Origin of the sequence: Stenotrophomonas sp. CC22-02, from assembly GCF_004365115.1 — a bacterium.
Lineage (GTDB): Bacteria > Pseudomonadota > Gammaproteobacteria > Xanthomonadales > Xanthomonadaceae > Stenotrophomonas > Stenotrophomonas forensis.
In genome coordinates, this window is record NZ_SOCO01000002.1 from 106,978 (window position 1) to 131,512 (window position 24,535).

Annotated in this window: 20 protein-coding genes; 8 read left to right on the plus strand and 12 right to left on the minus strand. The window is 68.0% G+C overall.

Features of this window, described 5'->3' with window-relative positions; genetic code table 11:
- Nucleotides 1-45: 45 nt before the first annotated feature.
- On the minus strand, nucleotides 46-1,146 hold the full coding sequence (gene zapE, locus N440_RS18410; RefSeq protein ID WP_133936122.1) for a cell division protein ZapE: 1,101 nt from the start codon (nucleotides 1,144-1,146) through the stop codon (nucleotides 46-48).
- On the minus strand, nucleotides 1,143-1,814 hold the full coding sequence (locus tag N440_RS18415; RefSeq protein WP_133936123.1) for a CocE/NonD family hydrolase: 672 nt from the start codon (nucleotides 1,812-1,814) through the stop codon (nucleotides 1,143-1,145). Before N440_RS18415 ends, zapE begins: the two co-directional genes overlap by 4 nt.
- A gap of 43 nt (nucleotides 1,815-1,857) precedes the next feature.
- Here N440_RS18415 and N440_RS18420 point away from each other — a divergent pair, with 43 nt between their 5' ends.
- Complete coding sequence (locus N440_RS18420) at nucleotides 1,858-2,715, plus strand: EamA family transporter (RefSeq protein ID WP_133936124.1); 858 nt, start codon at nucleotides 1,858-1,860, stop codon at nucleotides 2,713-2,715.
- 411 nt (nucleotides 2,716-3,126) lie between these two features.
- Nucleotides 3,127-3,330, plus strand: a complete 204-nt coding sequence (locus N440_RS20525; RefSeq protein WP_243831385.1) for a hypothetical protein — start codon at nucleotides 3,127-3,129, stop codon at nucleotides 3,328-3,330.
- A 188-nt stretch (nucleotides 3,331-3,518) separates the two neighbouring features.
- Here the strand turns inward: N440_RS20525 and N440_RS18430 are convergent, their stop codons facing one another.
- The 3 genes from N440_RS18430 to N440_RS18440 all read right to left on the minus strand — a co-directional run bounded on the left by N440_RS18430 (nucleotide 3,519) and on the right by N440_RS18440 (nucleotide 6,472).
- Nucleotides 3,519-4,964: an ExeM/NucH family extracellular endonuclease gene (locus N440_RS18430; protein WP_133936126.1), complete on the minus strand. Its 1,446-nt coding sequence runs from the start codon at nucleotides 4,962-4,964 to the stop codon at nucleotides 3,519-3,521.
- A gap of 173 nt (nucleotides 4,965-5,137) precedes the next feature.
- Nucleotides 5,138-5,656 (minus strand): c-type cytochrome, encoded by a 519-nt coding sequence (locus N440_RS18435; protein WP_005407662.1) that lies wholly within the window; start codon nucleotides 5,654-5,656, stop codon nucleotides 5,138-5,140.
- 201 nt (nucleotides 5,657-5,857) lie between these two features.
- Nucleotides 5,858-6,472, minus strand: a complete 615-nt coding sequence (locus N440_RS18440) for a TetR/AcrR family transcriptional regulator (protein ID WP_133936127.1) — start codon at nucleotides 6,470-6,472, stop codon at nucleotides 5,858-5,860.
- 160 nt (nucleotides 6,473-6,632) lie between these two features.
- Here N440_RS18440 and N440_RS18445 point away from each other — a divergent pair, with 160 nt between their 5' ends.
- From N440_RS18445 to N440_RS18455, 3 genes are read left to right on the plus strand one after another with little or no spacing between them, the layout of a single operon-like run.
- A complete protein-coding gene (locus tag N440_RS18445; RefSeq protein WP_133936128.1) occupies nucleotides 6,633-7,796 on the plus strand; it encodes an isovaleryl-CoA dehydrogenase in 1,164 nt (387 codons plus the stop codon).
- A 10-nt stretch (nucleotides 7,797-7,806) separates the two neighbouring features.
- The gene (locus N440_RS18450) at nucleotides 7,807-9,417 is read left to right on the plus strand and encodes a carboxyl transferase domain-containing protein (protein ID WP_133936129.1); all 1,611 of its coding nucleotides are present in this window, start codon (nucleotides 7,807-7,809) and stop codon (nucleotides 9,415-9,417) included.
- A gap of 41 nt (nucleotides 9,418-9,458) precedes the next feature.
- Complete coding sequence (locus tag N440_RS18455) at nucleotides 9,459-11,441, plus strand: acetyl/propionyl/methylcrotonyl-CoA carboxylase subunit alpha (RefSeq protein WP_133936367.1); 1,983 nt, start codon at nucleotides 9,459-9,461, stop codon at nucleotides 11,439-11,441.
- Between the two features lie 19 nt (nucleotides 11,442-11,460).
- On the opposite strand, the gene N440_RS18460 is transcribed toward N440_RS18455, so the two are convergent.
- Nucleotides 11,461-12,627 carry a putative peptide maturation dehydrogenase gene (locus N440_RS18460; RefSeq protein ID WP_053511188.1) on the minus strand — a complete coding sequence of 389 codons (1,167 nt, stop codon included), beginning with the start codon at nucleotides 12,625-12,627 and terminating at the stop codon, nucleotides 11,461-11,463.
- Between the two features lie 138 nt (nucleotides 12,628-12,765).
- On the opposite strand from N440_RS18460, the gene N440_RS18465 reads away from it, so the two are divergent.
- Entirely contained in the window at nucleotides 12,766-13,062 is a 297-nt protein-coding gene (locus N440_RS18465; RefSeq protein WP_053448498.1) for an NHLP-related RiPP peptide, read from the plus strand.
- A gap of 7 nt (nucleotides 13,063-13,069) precedes the next feature.
- Here N440_RS18465 and N440_RS18470 read toward each other — a convergent pair whose 3' ends face one another.
- The 4 genes from N440_RS18470 to aceB all read right to left on the minus strand — a co-directional run bounded on the left by N440_RS18470 (nucleotide 13,070) and on the right by aceB (nucleotide 19,946).
- The gene (locus N440_RS18470; protein WP_133936130.1) at nucleotides 13,070-15,559 is read right to left on the minus strand and encodes a putative peptide modification system cyclase; all 2,490 of its coding nucleotides are present in this window, start codon (nucleotides 15,557-15,559) and stop codon (nucleotides 13,070-13,072) included.
- 13 nt (nucleotides 15,560-15,572) lie between these two features.
- Entirely contained in the window at nucleotides 15,573-16,613 is a 1,041-nt protein-coding gene (locus tag N440_RS18475) for a GGDEF domain-containing protein (protein WP_133936131.1), read from the minus strand.
- Nucleotides 16,614-16,955: 342 nt separating this feature from the next.
- On the minus strand, nucleotides 16,956-18,257 hold the full coding sequence (aceA, locus tag N440_RS18480; RefSeq protein WP_133936132.1) for an isocitrate lyase: 1,302 nt from the start codon (nucleotides 18,255-18,257) through the stop codon (nucleotides 16,956-16,958).
- Nucleotides 18,258-18,323: 66 nt separating this feature from the next.
- Entirely contained in the window at nucleotides 18,324-19,946 is a 1,623-nt protein-coding gene (gene aceB / locus N440_RS18485; protein ID WP_133936133.1) for a malate synthase A, read from the minus strand.
- Nucleotides 19,947-20,056: 110 nt separating this feature from the next.
- Here aceB and N440_RS18490 point away from each other — a divergent pair, with 110 nt between their 5' ends.
- On the plus strand, nucleotides 20,057-21,025 hold the full coding sequence (locus N440_RS18490) for a LysR family transcriptional regulator (RefSeq protein ID WP_133936134.1): 969 nt from the start codon (nucleotides 20,057-20,059) through the stop codon (nucleotides 21,023-21,025).
- Nucleotides 21,026-21,413: 388 nt separating this feature from the next.
- Nucleotides 21,414-22,322, plus strand: a complete 909-nt coding sequence (locus N440_RS18495; protein ID WP_133936135.1) for a LysR family transcriptional regulator — start codon at nucleotides 21,414-21,416, stop codon at nucleotides 22,320-22,322.
- A 93-nt stretch (nucleotides 22,323-22,415) separates the two neighbouring features.
- On the opposite strand, the gene N440_RS18500 is transcribed toward N440_RS18495, so the two are convergent.
- Nucleotides 22,416-23,672 carry an MFS transporter gene (locus N440_RS18500; RefSeq protein ID WP_133936136.1) on the minus strand — a complete coding sequence of 419 codons (1,257 nt, stop codon included), beginning with the start codon at nucleotides 23,670-23,672 and terminating at the stop codon, nucleotides 22,416-22,418.
- A gap of 124 nt (nucleotides 23,673-23,796) precedes the next feature.
- Nucleotides 23,797-24,423 carry a signal peptidase I gene (gene lepB / locus N440_RS18505; protein WP_133936137.1) on the minus strand — a complete coding sequence of 209 codons (627 nt, stop codon included), beginning with the start codon at nucleotides 24,421-24,423 and terminating at the stop codon, nucleotides 23,797-23,799.
- Nucleotides 24,424-24,535 lie beyond the last annotated feature (112 nt).

Genomic DNA, 24,535 nt, shown 5'->3' on the forward strand with positions numbered 1-24,535 from the left:
TAGTGCCGGCCGCTGGCCGGCAACGCATTCACCCGCAAACCACCCTCACGCCCGGTGCGGGGTACCCAGGTATTCGGCGCTCTGCATTTCGATCAGGCGCGAGGCGGTGCGCTCGAACGCGCCCTGCAGGCGCTGGCCGGTATACAGCTCGATCGGCGAAGTGCTGGCGGTGCAGACCAGGTTGACGTGGCGGTCGTACAGCTCGTCGATCAGGTTGACGAAGCGCCGCGCCGCATCTTCGTTCAGGCGATCAAAGGCGGGGATGCCGCCCAGCAGCACGGTGTTGAACTCGTGCGCGATCTCGATGTAGTCCGACGGTCCGCGCGGGCCTTCGCAAAGGGCGGCGAAATCGAACCAGGCGATGCTCTTGCCGCGGCCTCGCACCGGGATCTTGCGGCCCTCGATCTCGATGTTGCCGGGCTTGGCCGGCTGACCACCGCTCAGCTCGTTCCAGCGCGTGGCCAGCCAGTCGTCACTGTCGGCCGCCAGCGGCGCGCGGTACACCGGCGAACGGGTCAGCGCGCGCATCCGGTAATCCTCGGTGCCCTCGGCGTACAGCTCCACGCAGAAGCGCTGCAGAAGACCGATGGCCGGCAGGAAACTCTCGCGCTGCAGGCCGTTGAGGTACAGGTTCTCCACCGCGGTGTTGGAGGTGGTGACCAGGGTCACGCCCTCGGCAAACAGGCGTTCCAGCAACCGCGCCAGCAGCATGGCATCGCCGATGTCGGTGACAAAGAATTCATCCAGCACCAGCACGCGCAGGTTGCTGCGCCATTCCTGGGCGATCTTCGCCAATGGGTCGCTCTGGCCCTGGTGCTCGCGCAGGCGCTCGTGGACGCTGCGCATGAAGCGGTGGAAGTGGGTGCGGTACTTCTGCCTGATCGGCAGCCCGTCGTAGAACAGGTCGACCAGGAAGGTCTTGCCACGGCCGACGCCGCCCCAGAAGTACAGGCCCTTGACCGGCTCGGGCTTCTTCCAGAACGAGGACAGCCGGTCCAGCCAGCCGTCTTCGGCGCTGTCGACCAGGCCCAGGTGGATGCGGTCCAGCTCGGCCAGCGCGGCGTGCTGGGCCGGGTCGTTCTGCCAGTCACCACGGGCGACCCCTTCGGCGTACCGCTGCGACGGGGTCAACTCGGTTGCACTCATGCCGCCGCGCCCAGCCAGTGCTTGACGCCGTGGGTCAGCGCGCCGCGCAGGTCGATCAGCTTGCGGTGGAAGAAGTGGCTGGTCTCGGGCATGCGCACCAGCTCATGCGGGAAGTCCAGCGTGTCCAGCCACTGGTAGACGGCTTGCGGATCAACGATCTCATCCTGCTCGCCCTGGATCACCAGCCAGCGCGCCGGCGGTGCGATGCCACCGAAGTCCCAGCGACCGGCCGGCGGCGCGATCGAGATCAGCGCTTCGGGCTGCAGCTCGGCAGCGGCCTTCAACGAAACGAATGCGCCGAAGCTGAAACCGGCCAGCCACAGGCGGTCATCGGGGCGCTGGCTGCGCACCCAGGCGGCGACCGCCTTCAGGTCGTCCTGCTCGCCCACGCCGTGGTCGAACTCGCCAGCCGACGCGCCGACGCTGCGGAAGTTGAAGCGCACCGTGGTGATGCCCAGCTCGCGCAGGGTGTTGGCGGTCATGGTGACCACCTTGTTGTGCAGCGTGCCGCCCTCGGTGGACAGCGGATGGCAGACGATGGCGACGATCGGCTGCACCGGCACGTCGGCCTTGGGCAGGTCGACGACCACTTCCAGCGGGCCGGCCGGGCCGTCCAGTTCGAGGCAGGCGGTTTCGCCGGGGGCGACGGGGAACGAGGGCTTGTGCATGGCAACATGATACCGTCCCTCGCCCCTGCCCTGTGCCCGCCCCATGCTCTACCTGTCCTTGGCCGTGATCTGCAGCGTGCTGGTTTCGGTGTTGTTGAAGGTGGCCGGACGCCGCCAGCTGGATGTTGCGCAGATGGTCACCTGGAACTACCTGGTGGCAGCAACGCTCACCGCCGTGGTCCTGCAGCCGCCGCTGGATGCACTGCGCGCGCCGCATGCGCCGTGGCTCTCGCTGCTGGCGCTGGCGGTGGTGCTGCCATCGATCTTCCTGGTGCTGGGCCGCGCGGTGGCGGTGGCCGGCATCGTCCGCAGCGACGTGGCGCAACGGCTGTCGCTGCTGCTGTCATTGGCTGCCGCGTTCCTGTTCTTCGGCCAGACAGCGACGCCATGGAAGCTGGCCGGCCTCGGCCTGGGCCTGCTGGCGATGGTGGCGATCAGCCTGCGCCCGCGCGGCCCGGCAGTGGCCGCCTCACCCGGCGGCTGGGGCTGGCTGCTGGGGGTGTGGGCCGGATTCGCGGTCGTGGACGTGCTGCTCAAGCAGGTCGCGTTGTCGGGTACGCCGTCGATGGCGGCAGTGCTGGCCAGCTTCAGCGTGGCGTTCGTGCTGATGCTGGCGCTGCAGCTGTGGCGGCATGCCAGTGGCCGCAGCCGGCTGGCCTGGCGCAACCTCGGTGCGGGCGCGCTGCTGGGGCTGCTCAACGGCGGCAACATTCTTTTCTATGTACATGCGCACCAAGCCCTGCCTGAAAGCCCGGCCACCGTGTTCGCCGGCATGAACATCGGCGTGGTGGTGCTGGGTGCACTGGTGGGCGTGTTCGCCTTCGGCGAGGCCACCACGAAGTGGAACCGCGCCGGGCTGGCGCTGGCGGTGCTGGCGATCGGGTTGATCGCCTGGGGGTGAAGTATTTTCCCCCTGCGCTGTCATTTACGGCCCCTTCCCAGCGCACCGGTCATGGCTGACCTGAATCAACCGTGCATGCCCGGTGCGGGAAGGCATCTTGCACGGGAAGTGAACCGCCGCTCAAGCTGTTGAATCACGCCTTGTCCTGTCAGTAATGACTGCATAAGCCGGTCAATCACGACCACGGATGCGAATGCCCTGCAAGGGTCATGAATTCCATAACCGGGCGCGCCGCGACGATCGCGGCCCCCTCCTCGTCTGTTGCTAGCGTGGCCACTCCACTTCGCAGGTTCAGGAGTCCAGCCATGCCAGTCGTTCCCTCCCGCCCCTTCCCCCAGCTGGCCATCGCGGTGTTGTTGCTGGTTGCCGCATCTGCCGGAAAGGCAGCGACCACAGCGCATGACCCCCACCATGATCGCCGCCCTGAGCATCATCATGGGCATGGTCATCATCATGGGCATGGTCACCACCAGCCGCGTCATCCCCACCGCAGCGACAACCGGCCGCTGCGATCGCTCGCCGATCATGCCTACGGCCCCTCGACGCAGGTCACGTGCAGCAGCACCGGGCATGGATACGCCCAGTGCCCCATTGCTCACGGTTCGGTGCGATTGATCCGGCGCCATTCCAGCGCACCATGTCACCCAGGCAGTGACTGGGGTGTCGCCCACGGGATGGTGTGGGTCGACAATGGCTGCCGCGCCACTTTTGCTGTCCACTGAGCAGGCCGCCCTGCTTCAGTGGCCGGCTCCTGCACCGGCCGCCGCAGCTGCTGGCAGGTTACGGACGGCTCACGGTGCCATTCAGCGATCGAAGCCCAGCAGCAGCGGGTCGTGGTCGGAGCTGCGCCACGGGCCCTGCACGTTGCGGCCCTGGTAGCCGCTGGCGTCCTGCTCGTCGGCGTTGCTGTGCCATTCGGCGGCGCCACGCAGGCGCTTGGCCATGCCCGGGTTCAGCAGCGCGTGGTCGAGGCGGCCGGTGTAGCCGTTGTAGACGTAGCTGTAGGGATGCTCGACCTTGGCGACCTTGAACGCGTCCTGCCAGCCCAGGTCATGCAGGGTGCGGATCGGATCTTCCATGGCGTAGGCATTGAAATCGCCCAGCAGCACCGCGTCCCTGGCACCGGTGCCGGTCGGGTCGGTCTGCAGCCAGGCGTGCAGCTGCTGCGCCGAGGTCACGCGGGTGGCGTTCCAGCATCCCTGGTTGTCATTGCGGTCGGCGTCGGCGCCGGCAGCATCGCGGCAGCCCTTCGACTTGAAGTGGTTGGCGACCACCACGAACGGCGCGCCGTGCTTGCCCTGGAACGCCTGCGCCAGCGGTACGCGGCTGTGCTCGACGAACGGGCCGCCGGTCAGCGTGGCCGGCTTTCCGACCGGCTGCAGGCGCGTGCTGCGGTAGATGATGCCGACCCGGATCGGGTTGTCGCCGGGGCCGTTGCCGGCATCGACGAAACGCCAGTCGCCCTGCGCCCCGCGGTCGCGGTTGAGCGCATCGACCAGTTCGGCGATGGCCGACTGCGGTCCATAGCCGTCGTTCTCCAGCTCCATCAACGCGGCAACATCGGCACCGAGCGCGTTGACCGTGGTCACCAGCTTGGCCACCTGTGCCTTGTGCTCATCCAGCGTGCGCGCACCGCGCAGGGTCGGGAAGCCGCCGCCCTGGCCGTCACCGTTGAAGAAATTCTCCAGGTTGAAGGCGGCCACGTGCAGGCTGCCCGGCACCGTCGGCACCGCCGGGCGCTTCAGTTCCGGCAGCTTCAGCACGCCTTCGACCTGCAGGCTGGGCCGACCCTGCGCATCGACCCGCACGATGCCTTCGACGTTGCGCAGCTGCATGCCGGTGCGCAGCACCGGGTTACCCGGCAGGTAGGCCACACTGGCCGGGTCGCGGGCGTCGCTGCCATCGTCCAGCAGCAGGCGGCGACGCTGGTTGTCGGCCATCACCTGCTCGTAGCCGGCGGTACCCGGCGCGGCCACTTCGGTCGGCTGCCAGAGGCGGCCATCGAAGGCCACGGTGAGTTGGCCGAAGCGCTCCAGGCCGTCGGTACCGGCCAGGGTCAGCGGGGCGGCGATACGCACCCGCTGTCCCTCCAGCGCGCGCCAGTCGGCCGGGGCCGCAGTCAGCACCACGGTGGCGCTGCTGCGCGCGGCAGGCGTTGCCGGGGCCGGTGCAGCCTGCGGCAGGGCCTGGGCGAAGGCGCTGGCCGGCAGCAGCAGGGTCAGTGCAAGGGCAAGGGAGCGGCGGCGCATCGACGGGCGATTCCAGGGAAGAGGGCGCACAGACTAACCCTGAAATGCGAAACCCCGCTTGCGCAGCGGGGTTTTGGCCCGGGTGGGCAAAACCGGGTAGCGCCGGCCGCTGGCCGGCAGCCCTATGACCTTCGTGCGATGCGTGGTGGCCGACCGCTGGCCGGCACTACCGGCTACTTCAGGTTGCCCAGCATCCAGTCCACGGTGGCGTGGATCTGTTCCTCGGTCAGCGCCGGGTTGCCGCCCTTGGGCGGCATGATGCCGCCGTCCGGGCCGGTGTAGCCCTCGATGGCGTGCTTGTAGAGGGTGTCCTTGCCCTGCGCGATGCGCTTGTCCCAATGCGAGTGGTCCAGCGTCGGTGCCATGCCCACGCCGGTGGTGTGGCAGGCGGTGCACAGGTTGTCGAAGATGACCTTGCCGTCCTTGGTGCCGCCATAGGCCACCTGCGAAGCCGCCTTGGCCAGCGCGGCGGCCTTGGCCGCCGCCTGCGCGGCGGCGCCGGTGCTGCCGGCATAGACCGCGCCGGTGGGCGAAATGCGCTGCTCGGTGCGCTTGGCCGCGGTCGGCGACACCTCCGGCGGAATCCGGGTGTGGATGTAGGCAGCAAGGAGGATGAGGCCGAGGGTGATGGTCGCCAGCAGCGCGATCACCATGGAGAAGCGTTTCAGGAACTCCAGATCGTAATTCCGCACTCTTCGTTACCCCTGGCTGATAGTCGTTGGACCACGGCTGAGCGACTGCGTGATGGGCCGAGTATAGAACGCGCTTCGCGTGCGACAACAGGCTTCAGGGCTGGTGCGGCGCAGCATGCGTGGCCGGCATCGCCATCCCGCCGGATGGATCGTGCAGAAGCCGGCCAGCGGCCGGCAAAAACAGTCGAGCATGGCTCGACTCTACAAAACCCGGGCGCCGATCGCGCGCAGGCAGAAGCTGCAGATCGCATCCACCAGCGCGTCCTCGTCGCGGTGCGCTTCGCGGCTGGGAGCGGTCGGGCCGACCATCGCCTCGGTGAAGGCGCCGACCAGGCAGGCGGCGGCCACGTGCGCGTCCTGCACCGGCAGCTCACCGGCTGCCACGCCCTCTTCCACCAGGCGCAGGAACACGTCACCAAAGGCGCGACGGCCGCGCATGCGCTCGGCTTCCACGTCCGGGTCCACCGGCTCGACGATGAAGGCATGGGCCAGCCCCGGCCCGGCCAGGGCGCGGCGGACGAAGGCGGTGATCGCAAGGCGCAGGCGCTCGCTGGCCACCTCCGGGCCGCTGGCGATGCGTTCCATGATCGCCACCTCGTGGGCCACGGCGGCGTTGAGCACCTCCACGAACAGGTCGGCCTTGGACGGGAAGTGCCGGTAGATCAACCCGGTGGACACCCCCGCCTGGGTCGCCACGGCGGTTACCGGGGCGTTGCGCCAGCCGCCGGCCGCAACCAGCTCACGGGTGGCCAGCAGGATCCGTTCCCGGGCCCCGGCCAGCCGTTCTTCCATCAGTGCAGAGCGTTTGTAGGCCATGTTTTGATTCTAGTTTCAATTTTTGAATTTGTGTTCACTTCTTTCCCGAACCCCGCTACGCTGGGGTCCATCGCCCGTGCGGGTGACGGCCCTGCCGGCCGCCGCCCGCTCCCCCGCCGGGTGCGTCCATTCCCTGTAGTCCCGCCGTGGAGCCACCGCAATGCACGTGCCATCCCTGAACTTCGATCTTGGCGAAGATATCGACCTGCTGCGCCAGAGCGTGGCCCATTTTGCCGCCGCCGAGGTCGCGCCGCTGGCCGCCGAGGCCGATGCAACCAACCAGTTCCCGCTGGCACTGTGGCCGAAGTTCGGCGAACAGGGCCTGCTCGGCCTCACCGTGGAAGAAGCATACGGTGGTACCGGCATGGGCTACCTGGCCCACGTGGTGGCGATGGAAGAAATCTCGCGTGCCTCCGGCGGCATCGGCCTGTCCTACGGCGCGCACTCCAACCTGTGCGTGAACCAGCTGCGCAAGAACGGCAGCGAAGAACAGAAGCAGCGTTTCCTGCCCGGCCTGTGCAGCGGTGCCAAAGTCGGCGCGCTGGCGATGAGCGAACCGGGCGCCGGTTCGGACGTGGTGTCGATGAAGCTGCGTGCGGACAAGCGTGGCGACCGTTACGTGCTCAACGGCAACAAGATGTGGATCACCAACGGCCCGGACGCCGATGTGCTGGTGGTCTACGCCAAGACCGACATGGACGCCGGTGCCAAGGGCATCACCGCGTTCCTGGTCGAGAAGGGCATGAAGGGCTTCTCCACCGCGCAGAAGCTGGACAAGCTGGGCATGCGCTCCTCGCCCACCTGCGAGCTGGTGTTCCAGGACTGCGAGATTCCCGAAGAGAACGTGCTGGGCCAGGTCGGTGGCGGCGTGCGCGTGCTGATGTCCGGCCTGGACTACGAGCGCGTGGTCCTTTCCGGTGGCCCGCTGGGCCTGATGGCCGCGGCCATGGACGTGGTGATGCCGTACGTGCACGAGCGCCACCAGTTCGGTGAGCCGATCGGCAGCTTCCAGCTGATCCAGGCCAAGATCGCCGACATGTACGTGGGCCTGGGTGCCTGCCGCGCCTATGTCTACGCCGTGGCGCGCGCCTGCGACCAGGGCCGTACCACCCGCCAGGACGCGGCCGGTGCGATCCTGTACGCCGCCGAGAAGGCCACCTGGCTGACCGGCCAGGCGATCCAGATCCTGGGCGGCAACGGCTACATCAACGAATACCCGACCGGCCGCTTGTGGCGCGACGCCAAGCTGTATGAAATCGGCGCCGGCACTTCGGAGATCCGCCGCATGCTGATCGGCCGCGAACTGTTCCAGCGCACCCTGTAAGGCCACCGCAATGACCGTCCTGAACAGCCAGCTGCAACCGGGCAGCGAAACGTTTGAAGCCAACCGCACCGCCATGCAGGCCGTGGTCGATGACCTGCATGCCACCCTCGCCCGCACCGCACTGGGTGGCAACGAGGCCGCGCGTGCCAAGCACACCGCCCGCGGCAAGCTGCTGGTGCGTGATCGCATCGATGCGCTGCTCGACCCCGGCAGCGCCTTCCTGGAGATCGCGCCACTGGCCGCGCACGGCATGTATGAAGATGCCGTGCCCGCTGCCGGCGTGGTGGCCGGCATCGGCCGGGTAAGTGGCGTGGAATGCGTGATCGTGGCCAACGACGCCACGGTGAAGGGTGGCACCTACTACCCGATGACGGTGAAGAAGCACCTGCGCGCGCAGGAGATCGCCGAGCAGAACCACCTGCCGTGCATCTACCTGGTCGATTCCGGTGGCGCCTTCCTGCCGCTGCAGGACGAGGTGTTCCCTGACCGCGACCATTTCGGCCGCATCTTCTACAACCAGGCCAACCTGTCGGCGCAGGGCATTCCGCAGATCGCCTGCGTGATGGGCAGCTGCACCGCCGGTGGCGCCTATGTGCCGGCAATGAGCGACGAGACGGTGATCGTGCGCGAACAGGGCACGATCTTCCTGGGCGGCCCGCCGCTGGTGAAGGCGGCCACCGGTGAAGTGGTGACCGCCGAGGAACTGGGCGGTGCCGATGTGCACACGCGCATTTCCGGCGTGGCCGACCACATGGCCGACAACGATCTGCAGGCGCTGGCCCGGGTGCGTGCGATCATCGCGCAGTTGAACTGGCGCAAGCCGGAACCGGCGATGGCGGTGCAGGCCAGTGAAGAACCGCTGCTGCCGGCGCACGAACTGTACGGCGTGATTCCCGCGGACACGCGCAAGCCCTACGACGTGCGCGAAGTGATCGCGCGGCTGGTCGATGGCTCGCGCTTCGACGAGTTCAAGCCGCGCTACGGTGCAACCCTGGTGACCGGCTTCGCGCATCTGAACGGCTACCCGATCGGCATCATCGCCAACAACGGCATCCTGTTCTCCGAGTCGGCACTGAAGGGCGCGCATTTCATCGAGCTGTGCACCCAGCGCAACATCCCGCTGGTGTTCCTGCAGAACATCACCGGCTTCATGGTCGGCCGCAAGTACGAACAGGGCGGCATCGCAAAAGACGGCGCCAAGCTGGTGATGGCGGTGGCCTGCGCCAAGGTGCCCAAGTTCACGGTGGTCATCGGTGGCTCGTTCGGCGCCGGCAACTACGGCATGTGCGGCCGCGCATACTCGCCCAACTTCCTGTGGATGTGGCCGAACGCGCGCATCGGCGTGATGGGCGGCGAACAGGCCGCCAGCGTGCTGGCCACGGTCAAGCGCGACGGTATCGAAGCCAAGGGCGGACAGTGGCCGGCGGCGGAAGAGGATGCGTTCAAGGCGCCGATCCGCGAGCAGTTCGAACAGCAGGGCCACCCCTACTACGCCAGCGCGCGGTTGTGGGACGACGGCGTGATCGATCCGGTCGACACCCGCCGTGTCCTCGCTCTGGCGCTGTCGGCCAGCCTCAACGCCGCCCCGCAGCAGACGCGCTTCGGCGTGTTCCGCATGTAACCCGTGCCATGACAGAGCAAGCTCCCATGAAGCCCGTCGCCATGTTCAGCAAGATCCTCATCGCCAACCGTGGCGAGATCGCCTGCCGCGTCATCGCCACCTGCCGCCGCCTCGGCATCGCCACCGTGGCGGTGTATTCCGATGCCGACCGCAACGCACGCCACGTGCGCCTGGCCGACGAAGCCATCCACATCGGCCCGGCCGCCGCGCGCGAAAGCTACCTGCGCGGCGACGTGCTGCTGGACGCCGCGCGCCTGACTGGCGCGCAGGCGATCCACCCCGGCTACGGCTTCCTGTCCGAGAACGCCGACTTCGCCGATGCCTGCGCAGCGGCCGGCATCACCTTCATCGGCCCGCCGGCCAGCGCGATCCGCGCGATGGGTGACAAGAGCGCGGCCAAGGCGCTGATGGCCAAGGCCGGCGTGCCGCTGACCCCGGGCTACCACGGCGACCAGCAGGACCCGGCGTTCCTGCGCGCGCAGGCCGATGCCATCGGCTACCCCGTGCTGATCAAGGCCAGCGCAGGCGGTGGCGGCAAGGGCATGCGCAAGGTCGAACGCAGCGAGGACTTCGTCGATGCGCTGGCCAGCTGCCAGCGCGAGGCGGGCTCGGCGTTCGGCAACGACCACGTGCTGGTCGAGAAGTACGTCGAGCGCCCGCGCCATATCGAGATCCAGGTGTTCGGCGACAGCCACGGTGAGGCGGTGTACCTGTTCGAGCGCGACTGCTCGGTGCAGCGGCGCCACCAGAAGGTGCTGGAAGAAGCCCCGGCGCCGGGCATGAGCGCCGAACGCCGCGCGGCGATGGGCCAGGCCGCGGTCGATGCCGCGCGTGCGGTGGGCTACGTCGGTGCCGGCACCGTGGAGTTCATTGCCGGCCCGGACGGCGATTTCTACTTCATGGAAATGAACACCCGCCTGCAGGTCGAACACCCGGTGACCGAGTCCATCACCGGCACCGACCTGGTGGAATGGCAGCTGCGCGTGGCCGCTGGCCAGCCGCTGCCGCTGCGCCAGGACCAGCTGGCCATCCACGGCCATGCCATCGAAGCGCGCCTGTATGCCGAAGATGCGGACCGCGGCTTCCTGCCCTCCACCGGTACCCTGCGCCACCTGCGCCTGCCGACACCCTCGGCGCACGTGCGCGTGGATACCGGCGTGGAGCAAGGCGACAGCATCACCCCGTTCTACGACCCGATGATCGCCAAGCTGATCGTCTGGGACGTGGACCGCGATGCCGCGCTGCGCCGCATGAGCCAGGCCCTGGCCGACTGCCAGGTGGTCGGCGTGACCACCAATGCCGGCTTCCTGCGCCGGCTGGTGAACACCGATTCGTTCGCGAACGCCAGGCTGGATACCGCGCTGATCGAACGCGAACAGGCGGCGCTGGGTCACGTGGGCGATACCGGCGATGCGCTGTGGATGCTGGCGGCGGTGGCCGCCGTGACGTGCACCGCAGGCGCCAGCCGCGATGCGCGCGACCCGCATTCGCCGTGGCAGGCGCAGGACGGCTGGCGCCTGGGTGCTTCGGCGCCGCGCGTACTGCCGCTGCAACAGGGCGAGCGCCGGCACACCCTGAAGGTGTGGGCACAGGCCGATGGCTGGCGCGTGCAGCGCGATGACGCGGCGCCGGTACAGGTGACCGGCACCGCCGATGCGCGCGGCATCACCGTGCAGCTGGAGGGCCGACGCTGGTCGTTGCAGGTGCTGCGCGAAGGCGACCAGCTGTATCTGTTCGGTGCCGATGGCCAGCAGCGCTTCACCCTGCATGATCCGGTGGGCGAATCGGACCACGCCGCGGCCGATGCCGGCAGCCTGCTGGCACCGATGCCGGGCAGGATCGTGGCCACGCTGGTCGCGGCCGGCACCGAGGTCAAGCGCGGCACGCCGCTGGTGGTGCTGGAAGCGATGAAGATGGAACACACCCTGCAGGCCCCGGCCGATGGCACGGTGAAGGGCTACCGCGCCAAGGCCGGCGACCAGGTCGGCGACGGCGCGGTGCTGGTGGACTTCGAAGCGGCGTGATCGCCGGGGCGGCGACCGCTCAGCGGTCGTCGCCCGCCAACACGCGTCCGGCGGGATCGAATTCCGCCGTGTCCAACGTGGCGCTGCGCCAGCCCAGGCCACAGATGGCCATTGCGCTCTGGCCGATGCCATCGAAGCCGAACGCCCGATCGACATCGGCATCGTTGATGGCCGCGGTCACGAACGCGGCCAGCCCGCGCTCGGTCGCGCACAGGTACAGCAGCTGCGAGATATGGCCGACATCCAGCGTCACCGCACGGTGCGCCTTGGCATGGTTGCGGTACTTCCAGAAGCAGCGGTCATAACGCGGCGCCAGTACCAGCAGTGCCGGCGCATCGGCAAACCACTCCTGCCCCGACAGCATCCGCCGCGCCAGCGCAGGCAGCGACGGCGGCGGCGGTGAAGGCAGGGGCAGCACGGCGTGCTGCACGGGATGGTAGTGGTACAGGCCCGGTGCCAGGCCCTCCACGTTCTGCACCAGCAGGAAGCCCTCGGTGGGATGCAGGCCACCGCCGGAGGGTACGTTCTTCTTCAGGAACTCGGTATCGCGCTCGACCTTCTGCACCGCGTGCGCCATCAGCGTGCGCTGCAGCACCTGGGCCAGCAACGGCAGCGGCAGCGCGCGCTGCGGGTCGAAGTTGCGGCAGGTGGTGCGCCGCGCCAGCAGTGCGTCGAACGCAGCCTCGTCGCTGCGCGGCAGCGGCTGGTAGTCGCCCTGCATCGGCTGCACCACCGGCGGTGGCGGCCCCAGCCGTTGGCGCAGGCCCGCGGCGGTGTCCAGCCCCTGGCGGCGCATGTCCTCCACGCTGTCCACGGCCTGCCAACGTGCGTGGCGATGGGCCAGTGCGGCCAGCGGCCACCACTGGCTGCGCCGCAGCGCCTCATCACGCAGCTGGTGCCCCACCTCGCTGGGCGGGTCGGTCAGCAGCAGGCCCTGTTCAACCAGGCGCGCCAGCATGGCCGGCGAGGCGTCGGCCGGTGGCTCGCTCCAGCGGTGCGCGCTGAGCTCGCCCAGCAGCTGGCGCTCCTCGGCATCCACCGGCAGGGGCTGATCCAGATGGGCGGCCAGGGCCACCCAGCTGATCTGGCTGTCCATCTCGGCGTGGCCGGCCAGCATCGCGCGCAGGTCCAGGGTGACCGACTCGCGGGGTTCGAACATCAGGCTGGCGCAGCGGCGCAGGCGCATGGGTTTCCTTCCTTCTGCCGCACAACCGGCATAGCAGCAGCGACCGCAGCGCGGCCAACTTTAGCGATGAACGCGCCACGGCCCTCAATGGCAGGCTGTCGCGGCCGATACGAAACATTCCACCTACGGAAGATCCCGATGAGCACCCATCCCCGCCTTTCCGCCGAAGACGCCAGCACGCTGCTGGACCACCTGATCGGCAACGACGACTTCCGCAACCGCTTCACCGCTTCGCCGGCCAAGGCGCTGGCCTCGATCGGCCTGGACGGCGCTGTCGGCGAAAACGACTGCATGAAGATCGGTACCCTGGCGTCGGTCGAGGAGCTGTGCCGGACGCGCGATTCGCTGCATGCGTACCTGAGCACCTCGACCGCCTCGATGACGGTGGTGTTCTGTTTCGAAGCCGACCGCATCGACGAGCGCGTCAACGCCTGAGCCTGCTTCAGTGCGACGATGGCGGCGACACCGCCGCCATGGCGATGTCGTGCACGTTCAAGGGCTGCCAGACCTGCATCGAGGCGACTTCAGCAATGGCCTGGCCGTGGTGCCGGGCCAGCCATTGCTGCTCGCGGCGCACGCCGGCGGCATCCTGCTGTACACGCAATGCCTGCAACAGCACCACATGGGCCTGTACCGGTTCGCTGCCATCCAGCGCAGTCTCGAGCAGATCGCGTGCCGCCTGCGGCCGTTGCCGACCCAGTTCGGCCATGGCCCGCACCACGCGGAGCCACTTGCCCACCACCGGGCTGCGTTGTCCCTCCAGCAGCTCGCCGTGGTCATGCAGCCACTCTGCGGCGAGCACATGCTGGCCCTGTCTCTGGGCCAGGTAAGCCAGCGCCAGCAATTGCAGGCTGCGGCTTCCCACGGCGGAGTCGTCGTTGTCGCGGAGCAGGGGCCGCAGCATCGCCGCGATGGATTCAAGTTCCTTCACGTCCCCGGTCGTGCACAGCGTGGTCACCGTAGCGTGCTGCAGGCGCTGATGGATCTGGTAATCGATCAGCTCCGGCGCCGGACCATCCGCCGCAATCGCTGAATGCATGGCTGTGCAATCGCGCTGCTCGGCAGCCACCAGCAGGTGTGCACGCAGGCGCATGCGCTGTTGCAGGTCGTCTCCCCTGGGCAATCGCATCAGCACCTGCCGTGCCTGTGCCTGCTGGCCCTGGGCGATCAGGACGTCCACATCAAGGTCGTCGGCCTCGTCATTGCCGCGCAGCATCTGTGCCTGATGCAGGGTCCGCATCGCCTGCTGTGGCTGGCCAAGGCCCAGCTGCGCCCGCGCCAGGTGGATCATCGGATACAAGCGCAATGGATCCTGCGGCACCGTCGCCGCGCGCGCATAGGGCAGCGCTTCGGTGAAGCGATTGTCCTGCAGCAGCCCCCACGACGTATTGGACAGTCCGGCAAACGAATCCGGATAGATCTTGGCCAGTGCACGCCACTGCTCCAGCGGCCAGCCGCCGGGTTCCAGCTCGGCCTGCCAGCCCTTCAGGTACAGGCGCTCGCGTGCGGGCAGGCGCTGTTGCTGGGCCAGTGCATGCTCCAATGCCTCGCGCGCCTGCTGGACCTGTGCGGTGCGTGCCAGCAGCTTGGCCAGCCCCATGTAGGCCAGCGCAAAACCAGGATCGATGTCGATCGCGGCCTGGTAGAGATTGCGCGCCTCTTCGAAGCGACGTTGTCCCAGCGCGTTCTCGGCCAGGGCGAAGGCCCGCAGCGCACGCAGATCGCGGGTCGACGCCCGCGGCAAGGGCAGCGACTGCTCAAGGCTGGCGACGGACTCACCCAATCCGCGACGCAGGCGTCCAACCACGTCGTCCACCGCGAACACCAGCTGATCGGAGCGATCGGCCGTTGCCGTGAAGCTGGTCACCAGCTGGCCGCTGCGGGGTTCGACCACATCGATGCCCAGCAGGTAGCCACCGGTCTGCTGCCGCACATTGGGCAGCAGCACCGCACGCGCACCTTCGCGCATGGCGATTTCCACGGCCGTGTTGCGGGTCATCCGCGAGTCACTGGACAGCCGGGCCATCTCCAGGCTTTCGCGGATCTTGCCTTCGGACAGCACGTTCACGTACCGCGACTGTTCCAGCGCGATCAGAATCGCGTGCCGCATCGACTCGTCGAAGATCGGGTCACCGGTCAGGTTGTCGACATCGGCCAGCACCACCCAGTCGCGCTCGGCGAAGGCGATCGCCGGTTCCGGCCGCAGCAGCAGCCAGCCGCCCAGCACCAGCACCGCCAGCACCAGGCCTTCGGCGGCCAGCACCACGGGCTGCCGCCACAGGGGAAGATCGCGGCGCGCCTTGGCATTGGAGCGCGGCATGCGCAGCGGCGCCGACCCGATCTCGCCCACTTCGATCACTTCCTGCACCACCGGCACACCCTTGAAGCGCCAGCGTCCGTGCGACTTCCACAGCAGGCGCGTGCCACGCTCGCCGAGCGCTTCGGTGGCGCGGTGGGTCAGCGATTCGGCCACGGCCGACAACAGGATCTGGCCCGGCCGTGCCAGCATCATCAGGCGTGCTGCCATCGGCTTGGCCAGGCCTTCCACTTCCATCGACTTGGCGCCGGCGCGGACCGCTTCGGGGCTGTTGTCCCAGGTCAGCACGTCGCCCACGTGCAGGCCGGCACGCGCACGCAGTTCAATCGAGCGCTGCTGGCCCAACGCATGCAGTTCGCGCTGGTAGTCCAATGCGAAGCCCAGCGCATCGATGGCGCGCTCGAACAGCATGAACAATCCGTCGGAGCGATCGATCAGCTGGCCGTTCCAGCGGTGCTGCAGCACCAGCACCAACCGATCGTGTTCCTGGAACAGGCTCGCGGCCGCCACATCGCCGATCCGCTCGACCAGCTGCAGCGAATCACACAGATCGGTGAACAACAGGGCGCGTAGCTGGGGGCTATGCGGGGCTGACGTTCCGTTGTCGCCATTCATTGCCTGCCTCTCCCTATGGGCCGTCCGGATCATCCACCCAGCGCAGGCAGTTGCCGCCATCGCGCTTGGCCTGGTACAGCGCGCGATCCGCGCTGGCATACCATTCGCTCCAGCCGGCATCCGGCGGCAGCAGGCTGGCGCCGATGCTGACCAGGCTCACGTGCGGCGTGCCATGGCTGCGTTCAAGCAGACCGTGTACCGCGCTGAGAATGAACTCGGCCGCGTGCTGCACGATCTCGTGGTTGCCACGGCGCAGGATCAGGCAGAACTCGTCGCCGCCCAGCCTGCAGGCCAGGTCCTGCTCGCCGGCCATCGAGCGCAGGATGTTGCCCATGCTCTGCAGCACGCGGTCGCCGGCCTGGTGGCCATGGCGGTCATTGATCTGCTTGAAGCGGTCGCAGTCGATCAGCAGCAAGGCCTGCGGCAGCCCTTCCTGCTCGGTGCGGCATTCCTGCAGGTACAGGGTCAGGCCGCGGCGGTTGTGCAGCCCGGTCAGTTCATCGGTACGCACCAGCTCGCGTGTATGGGTCAACTGATGGGTGGTGATGTACAGGTTGTCCAGCGCGGTTTCCAGATCATGGTTGCGCCGGCGCAGCTGGCTGATCAGGGCCTGTTCGTTGGTCAGCACGCGCATGATCGTGCGGCGCAGGAAGTAGGCGACCAGGCCGGGATCGGATTCGACCAGGCGATGGAAATCGGACGGCCCCAGTTCCAGCACTTCACAGTCGGCCAGGGCACGGGCGCTGGCACTGCGCAGGTGGTCGCCCACCAGCAGGCCCAGTTCGCCGAAGAACTCATGCTGGCCGAGGGTCTTGATCACCAGGTCTTCGCCGAAGTCCAGTTCGATCTGGCCTTCGAGGATCACATACATGCGTTCGCCACGGTGGCCGCGCTGGAACAGCCACTGTCCGGCATGAAGCTTGCATGGGCGGGCGAATCTGGCGAACAATGCCACCTCGGCATCGGACAGCAGCGCGTGCACTATCTCGGCCATCGCCACCCGGGCGATACCTGACGTCACATCACTGTTCTCGGCCGCACCCCTGCCGGTCATTCCCTGCACCCGCCGCCAGCGTCCCCTGGTGAGCCGCGGAGCATAGCATCGCTTTAAAGTGTGCGCCCTATCTCATTTTGGACCTTCCGGCGCGCGTCTCCGATGTGAAGATGCGTGGTGGCCCGTTCTGCTCACCGTCACCTGCCCAAAAGTCCTGCCGGATCAATCCGATGGCCGTCTTCACAGGGTTTCGGCCAAGTTGCCGCGCAGGGGGTGCGCCGGATTGACGCTGCCCGCGTTCACCGCTGTTCCACCGATACAACAACGCCGGCAGGTCCCCCGACCGGCCGGCGTTGCCTGGCCCTTCCCTGGCCACCCTGAGCGTTCTGAAGCCCTACCGCATTACGCCGCGCGCTCGCTGCGGCCGCCGTGGAACTGCTCTTCCTCGGTCGAGCCGGTCAACGCGGTGGTCGACGACTGGCCCTGCTGGATCGCCTGGGTCACCGCGTCGAAGTAGCCGGTGCCGACCTCGCGCTGGTGCTTGACCGCGGTGAAGCCACGCTCGGCCGCTTCGAACTCGGCTTCCTGCAGCTCCACGAAGGCGCTCATCTGGCGACGCGCGTAGCCGTAGGCCAGGTTGAACATGCCGTAGTTCAGCGCGTGGAAACCAGCCAGGGTGATGAACTGGAACTTGTAGCCGTAGCTGCCCAGTTCACGCTGGAACTTCGCAATGGTCGCGTCGTCCAGGTTCTTCTTCCAGTTGAAGCTGGGCGAGCAGTTGTAGGCCAGCAGCTTGCCCGGGAACTTTGCATGGATCGCCTCGGCAAACTTCCGTGCGAACTCCAGGTCCGGTTTGCCGGTCTCGCACCACACCAGATCAGCGTAGGGTGCGTAGGCCAGGCCGCGGCTGATCGCCTGGTCCAGGCCATTGCGGGTCTTGTAGAAGCCTTCCACGGTGCGCTCGCCGGTGGCGAACGGCTTGTCGTTGCCGTCGATGTCGCTGGTCAGCAGATCGGCGGCTTCGGCATCGGTGCGCGCCACCAGCAGGGTCGGCACGCCCAGCACGTCGGCGGCCAGGCGCGCAGCGTTGAGCTTTTCAATCGCCTCGCGGGTCGGCACCAGCACCTTGCCACCCATGTGGCCGCACTTCTTCACCGAGGCCAGCTGGTCTTCGAAGTGCACGCCGGCGGCACCGGCCTCGATCATCGCCTTCATCAGTTCGAAGGCGTTGAGCACGCCGCCGAAACCGGCTTCGGCGTCGGCCACGATCGGCTGCAGGAAGTCGATGTCGTCCTTGCCTTCGGCGTGATGCAGCTGGTCGGCGCGCAGCAGGGTGTTGTTGATGCGCTTGACCACCGCCGGCACCGAATCGGCCGGGTACAGTGACTGGTCCGGGTACATCTGCCCCGCCAGGTTGGCGTCGGCCGCCACCTGCCAGCCGGACAGGTAGATCGCCTTCAGGCCGGCCTTGACCTGCTGCATGGCCTGGTTGCCGGTCAGCGCACCCAGCGCGTTGACGAACTCGCGCTCATGCAGCGATGCCCACAGCTTCTCCGCGCCCAGGCGGGCCAGCGAATGCTCGATGTGCACGGTGCCGCGCAGGCGCACCACGTCGGCGGCGCTGTAGTTGCGCTGGATGCCTTCCCAGCGCGGGTTGGTATCCCAGTCGTGCTGGATCTGTTCGGCAGTGGGCAGCTTGCTCATGTCTTTCTCCAGTTCGGTTGGTGCGTGCAGCGGGGAGGGAAACGTCGGTGGAACGCGGGCGCTCGATCAGTCGATGCGTGCGTAGGCCGGCAGGGTCAGGAAATCGGTCAGTTCATTGCTGCGGCTCAGTTCGGCCAGCAGGGTGATGGCTTCGGTGATGCGCGCGCCGCCGGGCAATGCATGGGTATCGCCCAGCCGCGCCGGCAACTGCGCCAGCGTGGCGTCGAGCAGGGCCAGGTCGATGGCGGTGCCGTCGTCCAGCTGCTGGCCCGGCGTATGCAGCCACTGCCACAGCTGGCTGCGGCTGATCTCGGCGGTGGCCGCATCCTCCATCAGGTGATGGATCGGCACGCAGCCATTGCCATCCAACCACGCCGCCAGGTAACGCACGCAGACTTCCACGTTGCCTTCGAAGCCTGCGCGGGTGATGGTGCCGGGCGGCCGTGCGATCAGTTCGTCGCGGCCGACACGCACATCCTGGCGCAGCACGCTGTGCTGGTTCGGGGTGGGCATGTGCTCGTCGAAGATCGCCATCGCCACCGGGATCAGCGCCGGGTGTGCGACCCAGGTGCCGTCGTGGCCGGCGCTGACTTCGCGCAGCTTGTCGGCGCGCACGCGGGCCATCGCCTGTTCGTTGGCGGCCGCATCGTTGTTGATCGGGATCTGCGCGGCCATGCCGCCCATCGCATGCGCGCCGCGGCGGTGGCAGGTCTGGATCAGCAGTTCCGAATACGCCTTCAGGAAGGGCTGGATCATGGTCACCTGGCCGCGCTCGGGCAGCACGCGGTCGGCGTGGCGGCGGAAGGTCTTCAGGTACGAGAAGATGTAATCCCAGCGCCCGCAGTTCAGGCCGACGATGCGGTCGCGCAGCGCGTGCAGGATCTCGTCCATCTCGAACACCGCCGGCAGCGTTTCGATCAGCACCGTCACCTTGATCTGGCCGTGCGGCAGGCCGAGCATGCCCTCGATGTGCGACAGCGCGGTCTCCCACAGCGCCGCTTCTTCCATGCTCTGCAGCTTGGGCAGGTAGAAGTACGGGCCGCGGTCCTTGGCCTGCAGCGCGCGCGCATTGTGGAACGCGAACACCGCCGCATCGAACAGGCCACCGGCCAGCGGCTGGCCATCGATGGCCACGTGCTTTTCGTCCAGATGCCAGCCACGCGGGCGCACGATCAGCACCGCCTGTTCGTCGTACGGGCGCAGGCGGTAGTGCTTTCCATTGGGTGCGGTGTATTCCAGGTCACCACGCACGGCGGCGGCCAGCGACTGCTGCCCGGCCAGCAGGTTGCGCCAGGTCGGCGAGGTCGAATCCTCGAAGTCGGCCATGAACACCTTGGCGCCGGAGTTCAGCGCGTTGATGACCATCTTCGGATCGGTCGGGCCGGTGATCTCGACGCGGCGGTCCTGCAATGCGTCCGGCAGCGGCGCGACGGTCCAGTCGCCGCTGCGGATCGCGGCGGTGTCTTCGCGGAAATCCGGCAGGCCGCCCTGGTCGAAGAACGCCTGGCGTTCGCGGCGCGCCTGCAGCCGCGCCTGCCGGCCCGGTTCCACCGCGCGGTGCAGCGACACCAGCAGGGCCAGCAGCGGCGCCGGCAGCACGGTGTCCTGGCCGGCCACGCGGGTCGCCAGGGCGATGCCGGGGGTGGCCTTGGCAGCGGAAGCGGGAACAGCGGAAGCGACGGCGGACATGAGGCGACTCCAGCAGTGGGGGAACGTCTCCACGGTGCCGCCGGGGCCGAGTATTTGGCAAAACAGTTTTTGCAATGTTCTACATAAACTGTGCTAATACTTGTGACGCGATGACCACACGCACCCCGCCAAGTCCGCGTTTTTCCTACAAATCCGACCGGTTGAAACCGCTGCGCGCGTTCTGCCAGACGGTGCGCCTGGGCTCGGTCTCACGGGCGGCTGAGGCACTTTTCGTCAGCCAACCAGCGATCAGCCTGCAGTTGCAGGCACTCGAACGGGAGCTGGGGGTGCCGCTGTTCGAGCGCAGCGGGCGGCGCCTGGTGCCCAGCCGCGAGGGCCAGCTGCTGTATGAAATGGCGCAGCCACTGGTGGAGAACCTGGACGGGCTGGAGGCGCGCTTCCGCGACAAGGTGCGCGGGCTGGACGCCGGCGAACTGAACATCGCCGCCAACAGTTCGACCATCCTGTACCTGCTGCCGAAGATCGTCGAACGCTTCCGCCTGCATCATCCGGACGTGCGCCTGACCCTGCACAACGCGATCAGCGCCGATGGCACCGACCTGCTGCGCGAGGATGCGGCCGACCTGGCGATCGGTTCGATGACCGATGTGCCGGCCGACCTCAGCTACGCCCCGGCTTACCGCTTCGAGCAGGTGCTGATCGCGCCGCACGACCATCCGCTGGCCAGCGGCGCCGAACTGGAGCTGGCCGACATCGCGCGCCATCCGCTGGTGCTGCCACCGAAGCGGCAGATCACCTACCGCCTGGTCGACCAGGTGTTCCAGCGCCACCGCATCGCCTACACGGTGGCACTGGAGGTGGGCGGCTGGGAGGTGATCAAGCAGTACGTGGCGATGGGCATGGGCATTTCCATCGTGCCGGCGCTGTGCCTGAACGAAGCCGACCATGAGCGGCTGGCGGCGCGGTCGATGAAGCGCTGGTTCCCGGAGCGCAGCTACGGGGTGATCGTGCGACGGGGCAAGGCGTTGTCGGCGCAGGCGCGGGCGTTCATCGAGCTGATCCAGCCGGAGTTGTTCAGTCCGCGCGATTACGACCAGAGCGGACATTCGGAGCGGTAGGAGTTTCCTGGTTTGCAGGGCTGCCGCCCTGCACCTGCAGAGGCCGAAGCAACGGCAACGGCAACAGCGGGCTATCCGTGGGATGGCGGGGCGGAGTGGGTGGGCAGGACACGCCGTAAACCCCCCTCCGGGGTCCGGCCCAGCCGCTGGCGGCTGGGCGTTCGGGCGCTTGCGAAGCAGCGCTTCGCAAGCAAAGCGCCCTCACCCATGGGGGCTCGATGGCGCCATCCATGGCGCCAACGGTCCTGCCCACCCACACCGCCCCACCTCTGACAGTTGGCCGCAATCTGCCGGTGGGTGCCGACCGTTGGTCGGTACGGGGTCGGATCCCGTTGCTACGCAACGGGCTCTGACCCCATTTCCGGCTGACGATGAATACACTGGGCCCATGTCCATCGAACTGCGCCACCTGCGCTACTTCCTCGCCGTTGCCGATACGCTGCACTTCGGCCAGGCGGCGGAGCGGTTGGGCATGTCGCAGCCGCCGCTCAGCCAGCAGATCCGCCAGCTGGAGGAACTGATCGGGGCGCGCCTATTCGTGCGCAGCCATCGCCGCGTGCAGCTGACGCCCGCCGGGCAGCTGCTGCAGGAACGGGCACGGGCCATCGTGCAGCAGGTGGAAGCGGCGGTGGACGAGGTGCAGCGCGCGCAGCGCGGCGAGCAGGGCGAGCTGCATATCGGGCTGACCCGGGCCACGCCGCTGTCGCCGCAGATTCCGCGTTCGATCCTGCATTACCGCCAGCAGTATCCGCAGGTGCGGTTGCAGCTGAGCGAGATGAACACGCTGCAGCAGATCGATGCGCTGCTCGATGGCAGCCTGGACGTGGGCATCATCCGCAAGCGCACGCTGCCCCCGGAGCTGGTGGCACACAGCCTGTTCGTCGATCCGCTGGCGTTGATCGTGCATGCCGACCACCCGGCCCTGCGCCGGCTCTCGAAGCAGGGCACGCTGTCGCTGCGCGACTTCGCACAGGAGCCGTTCGTGGCGTTCCGGCGCAGTGCCGGTGCAGGTATCCACGACCACATGATCGCGCTGTGTGCGGCGGCGGGCTTCACGCCGCGCATCGTGCAGGAGGCCGGTGAAGCCTCAACCCTGATCAGCCTGGCCGCGGCCGGGCTGGGCGCGGCGATCCTGCCGTCGTCGTGCGATCACATCCGCGTGGAAGGCGCGCGCTTCGTGGCACTGGCCGATGCCGGTGCGCATTCGGAAGTGCAGCTGGCATGGCGCCGCGAAGGGGTGACGCCATTGATCCGCAACTTCGCCACGCTGCTGCGCGAGGCGTTCGCGGAAGGGTAAGCGTGCAACCCGCCTGGTGGTGCCGGCCGCTGGCCGGCATGCGGACCCAAATGGAATTGCCGGCCAGCGGCCGGCACTACCGTACGCGTTGGATCACGCCGTCACCGGCTGCGGGGCGCGCTGCTGCAGCGCCCAGACAATGCCGCCGCCGATCAGGGTCAGCGCGGCGGCGAAGGCGCACACCCCTCGCCAGTCCCAGGCCGCGTAGGCCAGTCCGCCCACCCCGCCCAGCACGCTCGACCCCAGGTAGTAGGCAAACAGGTACAGCGCCGAGGCTTCGGCGCGCATCGTGCCGGCGCGGCTACCAACCCAGCTGCTGGCCACCGAATGGCCGCCAAAGAATCCAAACGTCACCAGCGCGATGCCCAGTGCCATCGTGCTCAGCCACGGCATCGCCAGCAGTGCGATGCCGGCGCCGATCAGTGCGAACGAGATCGACAGGATGCGGCCACGCCCGTAACGCGTGGCCTGCTGACCCATCCATGCCGAGCTGAAGGTGCCGACCAGATACACACTGAAGATCAGCCCGACCACGGTCTGGCTGAGGTGGTACGGCGGTGCCAGCAGGTGGTAGCCCAGGTAGTTGTAGAGGGTGACGAACACGCCCATCAGCACGAACGAGGTGGCGAACAGCCACGGCAGGCCCGGGTCGGCGAACAGCGCGCGCCAGCGCGACGGCAGTTGGCGCAGGCCGTCGCGGCGGGCCTGGAAATGCCGCGATGGCGGCAGTTGCAGCCACAACAGCACGGTGCTGGCGATGGCAATGATCGAGACCACGCCGATGCCCCAGCGCCAGCCCCAGTGGTCGGCGATGATGCCGGCCAGCAGGCGGCCGCTCATGCCACCGATGGCGTTGCCGCCGATGTACAGGCCCATCGCCAGGCCCAGCGCGCGGCTGTCCATTTCCTCCACCAGGTAGGTCATCGCCACCGCCGGTACGCCGCTCAGCGCCAGGCCAAGCAAGGTGCGCAGCACCAGCAGCGTGGTCCAGTCGTCCACCAGTGCGGTGCACAGCGACAGGATGGCCGACGCGAGCAGCGCGGCGATCATCAACGGGCGGCGGCCGATCGCATCGGACAGCAGCCCGGCCAGCAGCATCGCCACCGCCAGGGTGCCGGTGGTCAGCGACAGCGACATTGCACTGCCGGCTGCGGAGACGCCGAAGTGACGGCTGAACTCGGGCAGCAGCGGCTGCACCGTATAAAGCAGGCCGAAGGTGGAGAAGCCAGCCAGGAACAGGGCCAGCGCGGTGCGCCGGAAGGCCGGGGTGCCCTGCTGGATGCGGGTCTCGGCAGTGGGGTCGACAGTGTGGGGGCGGCGTTCGACGGCCGCCGCGGTTTCGCCAGTCATGGGATCGATGGGCCGGTGGGGACGGCCGGGCGTGGGAGGGAACGGGCCCCAGACTAGGCCCGTTGATCCAGTCGATCCATAACCTGATAGATCATGATTGATACACAGGAAGTATCAATTAAGCTTACAGCCGCTGCCATTCAAAACCATCGCTGCGGCGGTAGTACACCGCCACGGCGCGGCCATAGAGCTTGTCCGCGTCGACGAAGCCGAAGAAGCGGCCGTCAAAGCTGTTGCCGCGGTGGTCACCCAGCACCAGCACCTTGCCGGCCGGCACTACCAGATCGGCGATGTCCGGGCCGCCGCCCATGTCCAGATCGAGGCGGGCGCGGCGCTGGCCGAAGGCCTCCACGTCCTGCAGGTCGGTGATCTGCAGCGGCTCCCCGTTGATGCTCAGATGGCCCTCATGCAGCTGCACGTGGTCGCCGGCCACCGCCGCCACGCGCTTGATCAGGCGGGTGCCATCGGCCGGCGAGTCGAACACCGCCACTTCGCCACGCTGCGGGCTGCCGGTCGCCAGCAGTTCCTTGCCAGTGAACGGCAGGCGCAGGCCATAGGCGCGCATGTCCACCACCACCCGGTCGCCAGGCTGCAGGGTTGGCTGCATCGAGCCACTGGGCACCACGTAGTGGTTGGCCAGGGTATCGCGGGCGGCGGCCAGCAGGCCGAGCATCACCAGCAGCGGCAATGCTTCCTTCTTCAGCCAGGTAAGCGCACGTTCGGAAAAGGGAGGGCGGGCAACAGCATCCATGGCAGGCTCCGGGTGGTCGGTAGCGGTATCAGACCACAGGCAGGCGTCGCAGGTTCCCGCCAGCACGGGACAGGGTTACGCAGGTTTTACGCCCCGGCCCGGCGACGGGCAT

What these genes read in the sequence shown, in the direction of transcription:
- zapE (WP_133936122.1), bottom strand. Translation starts at nt 1,146, where the DNA reads ATGAGTGCAACCGAGTTGACCCCGTCGCAGCGGTACGCCGAAGGGGTC.
- N440_RS18415 (WP_133936123.1), bottom strand. Translation starts at nt 1,814, where the DNA reads ATGCACAAGCCCTCGTTCCCCGTCGCCCCCGGCGAAACCGCCTGCCTC.
- N440_RS18420 (WP_133936124.1), top strand. Translation starts at nt 1,858, where the DNA reads ATGCTCTACCTGTCCTTGGCCGTGATCTGCAGCGTGCTGGTTTCGGTG.
- N440_RS20525 (WP_243831385.1), top strand. Translation starts at nt 3,127, where the DNA reads ATGATCGCCGCCCTGAGCATCATCATGGGCATGGTCATCATCATGGGC.
- N440_RS18430 (WP_133936126.1), bottom strand. Translation starts at nt 4,964, where the DNA reads ATGCGCCGCCGCTCCCTTGCCCTTGCACTGACCCTGCTGCTGCCGGCC.
- N440_RS18440 (WP_133936127.1), bottom strand. Translation starts at nt 6,472, where the DNA reads ATGGCCTACAAACGCTCTGCACTGATGGAAGAACGGCTGGCCGGGGCC.
- N440_RS18445 (WP_133936128.1), top strand. Translation starts at nt 6,633, where the DNA reads ATGCACGTGCCATCCCTGAACTTCGATCTTGGCGAAGATATCGACCTG.
- N440_RS18450 (WP_133936129.1), top strand. Translation starts at nt 7,807, where the DNA reads ATGACCGTCCTGAACAGCCAGCTGCAACCGGGCAGCGAAACGTTTGAA.
- N440_RS18455 (WP_133936367.1), top strand. Translation starts at nt 9,459, where the DNA reads ATGTTCAGCAAGATCCTCATCGCCAACCGTGGCGAGATCGCCTGCCGC.
- N440_RS18460 (WP_053511188.1), bottom strand. Translation starts at nt 12,627, where the DNA reads ATGCGCCTGCGCCGCTGCGCCAGCCTGATGTTCGAACCCCGCGAGTCG.
- N440_RS18465 (WP_053448498.1), top strand. Translation starts at nt 12,766, where the DNA reads ATGAGCACCCATCCCCGCCTTTCCGCCGAAGACGCCAGCACGCTGCTG.
- N440_RS18470 (WP_133936130.1), bottom strand. Translation starts at nt 15,559, where the DNA reads ATGAATGGCGACAACGGAACGTCAGCCCCGCATAGCCCCCAGCTACGC.
- N440_RS18475 (WP_133936131.1), bottom strand. Translation starts at nt 16,613, where the DNA reads ATGACCGGCAGGGGTGCGGCCGAGAACAGTGATGTGACGTCAGGTATC.
- aceA (WP_133936132.1), bottom strand. Translation starts at nt 18,257, where the DNA reads ATGAGCAAGCTGCCCACTGCCGAACAGATCCAGCACGACTGGGATACC.
- aceB (WP_133936133.1), bottom strand. Translation starts at nt 19,946, where the DNA reads ATGTCCGCCGTCGCTTCCGCTGTTCCCGCTTCCGCTGCCAAGGCCACC.
- N440_RS18490 (WP_133936134.1), top strand. Translation starts at nt 20,057, where the DNA reads ATGACCACACGCACCCCGCCAAGTCCGCGTTTTTCCTACAAATCCGAC.
- N440_RS18495 (WP_133936135.1), top strand. Translation starts at nt 21,414, where the DNA reads ATGTCCATCGAACTGCGCCACCTGCGCTACTTCCTCGCCGTTGCCGAT.
- N440_RS18500 (WP_133936136.1), bottom strand. Translation starts at nt 23,672, where the DNA reads ATGACTGGCGAAACCGCGGCGGCCGTCGAACGCCGCCCCCACACTGTC.
- lepB (WP_133936137.1), bottom strand. Translation starts at nt 24,423, where the DNA reads ATGGATGCTGTTGCCCGCCCTCCCTTTTCCGAACGTGCGCTTACCTGG.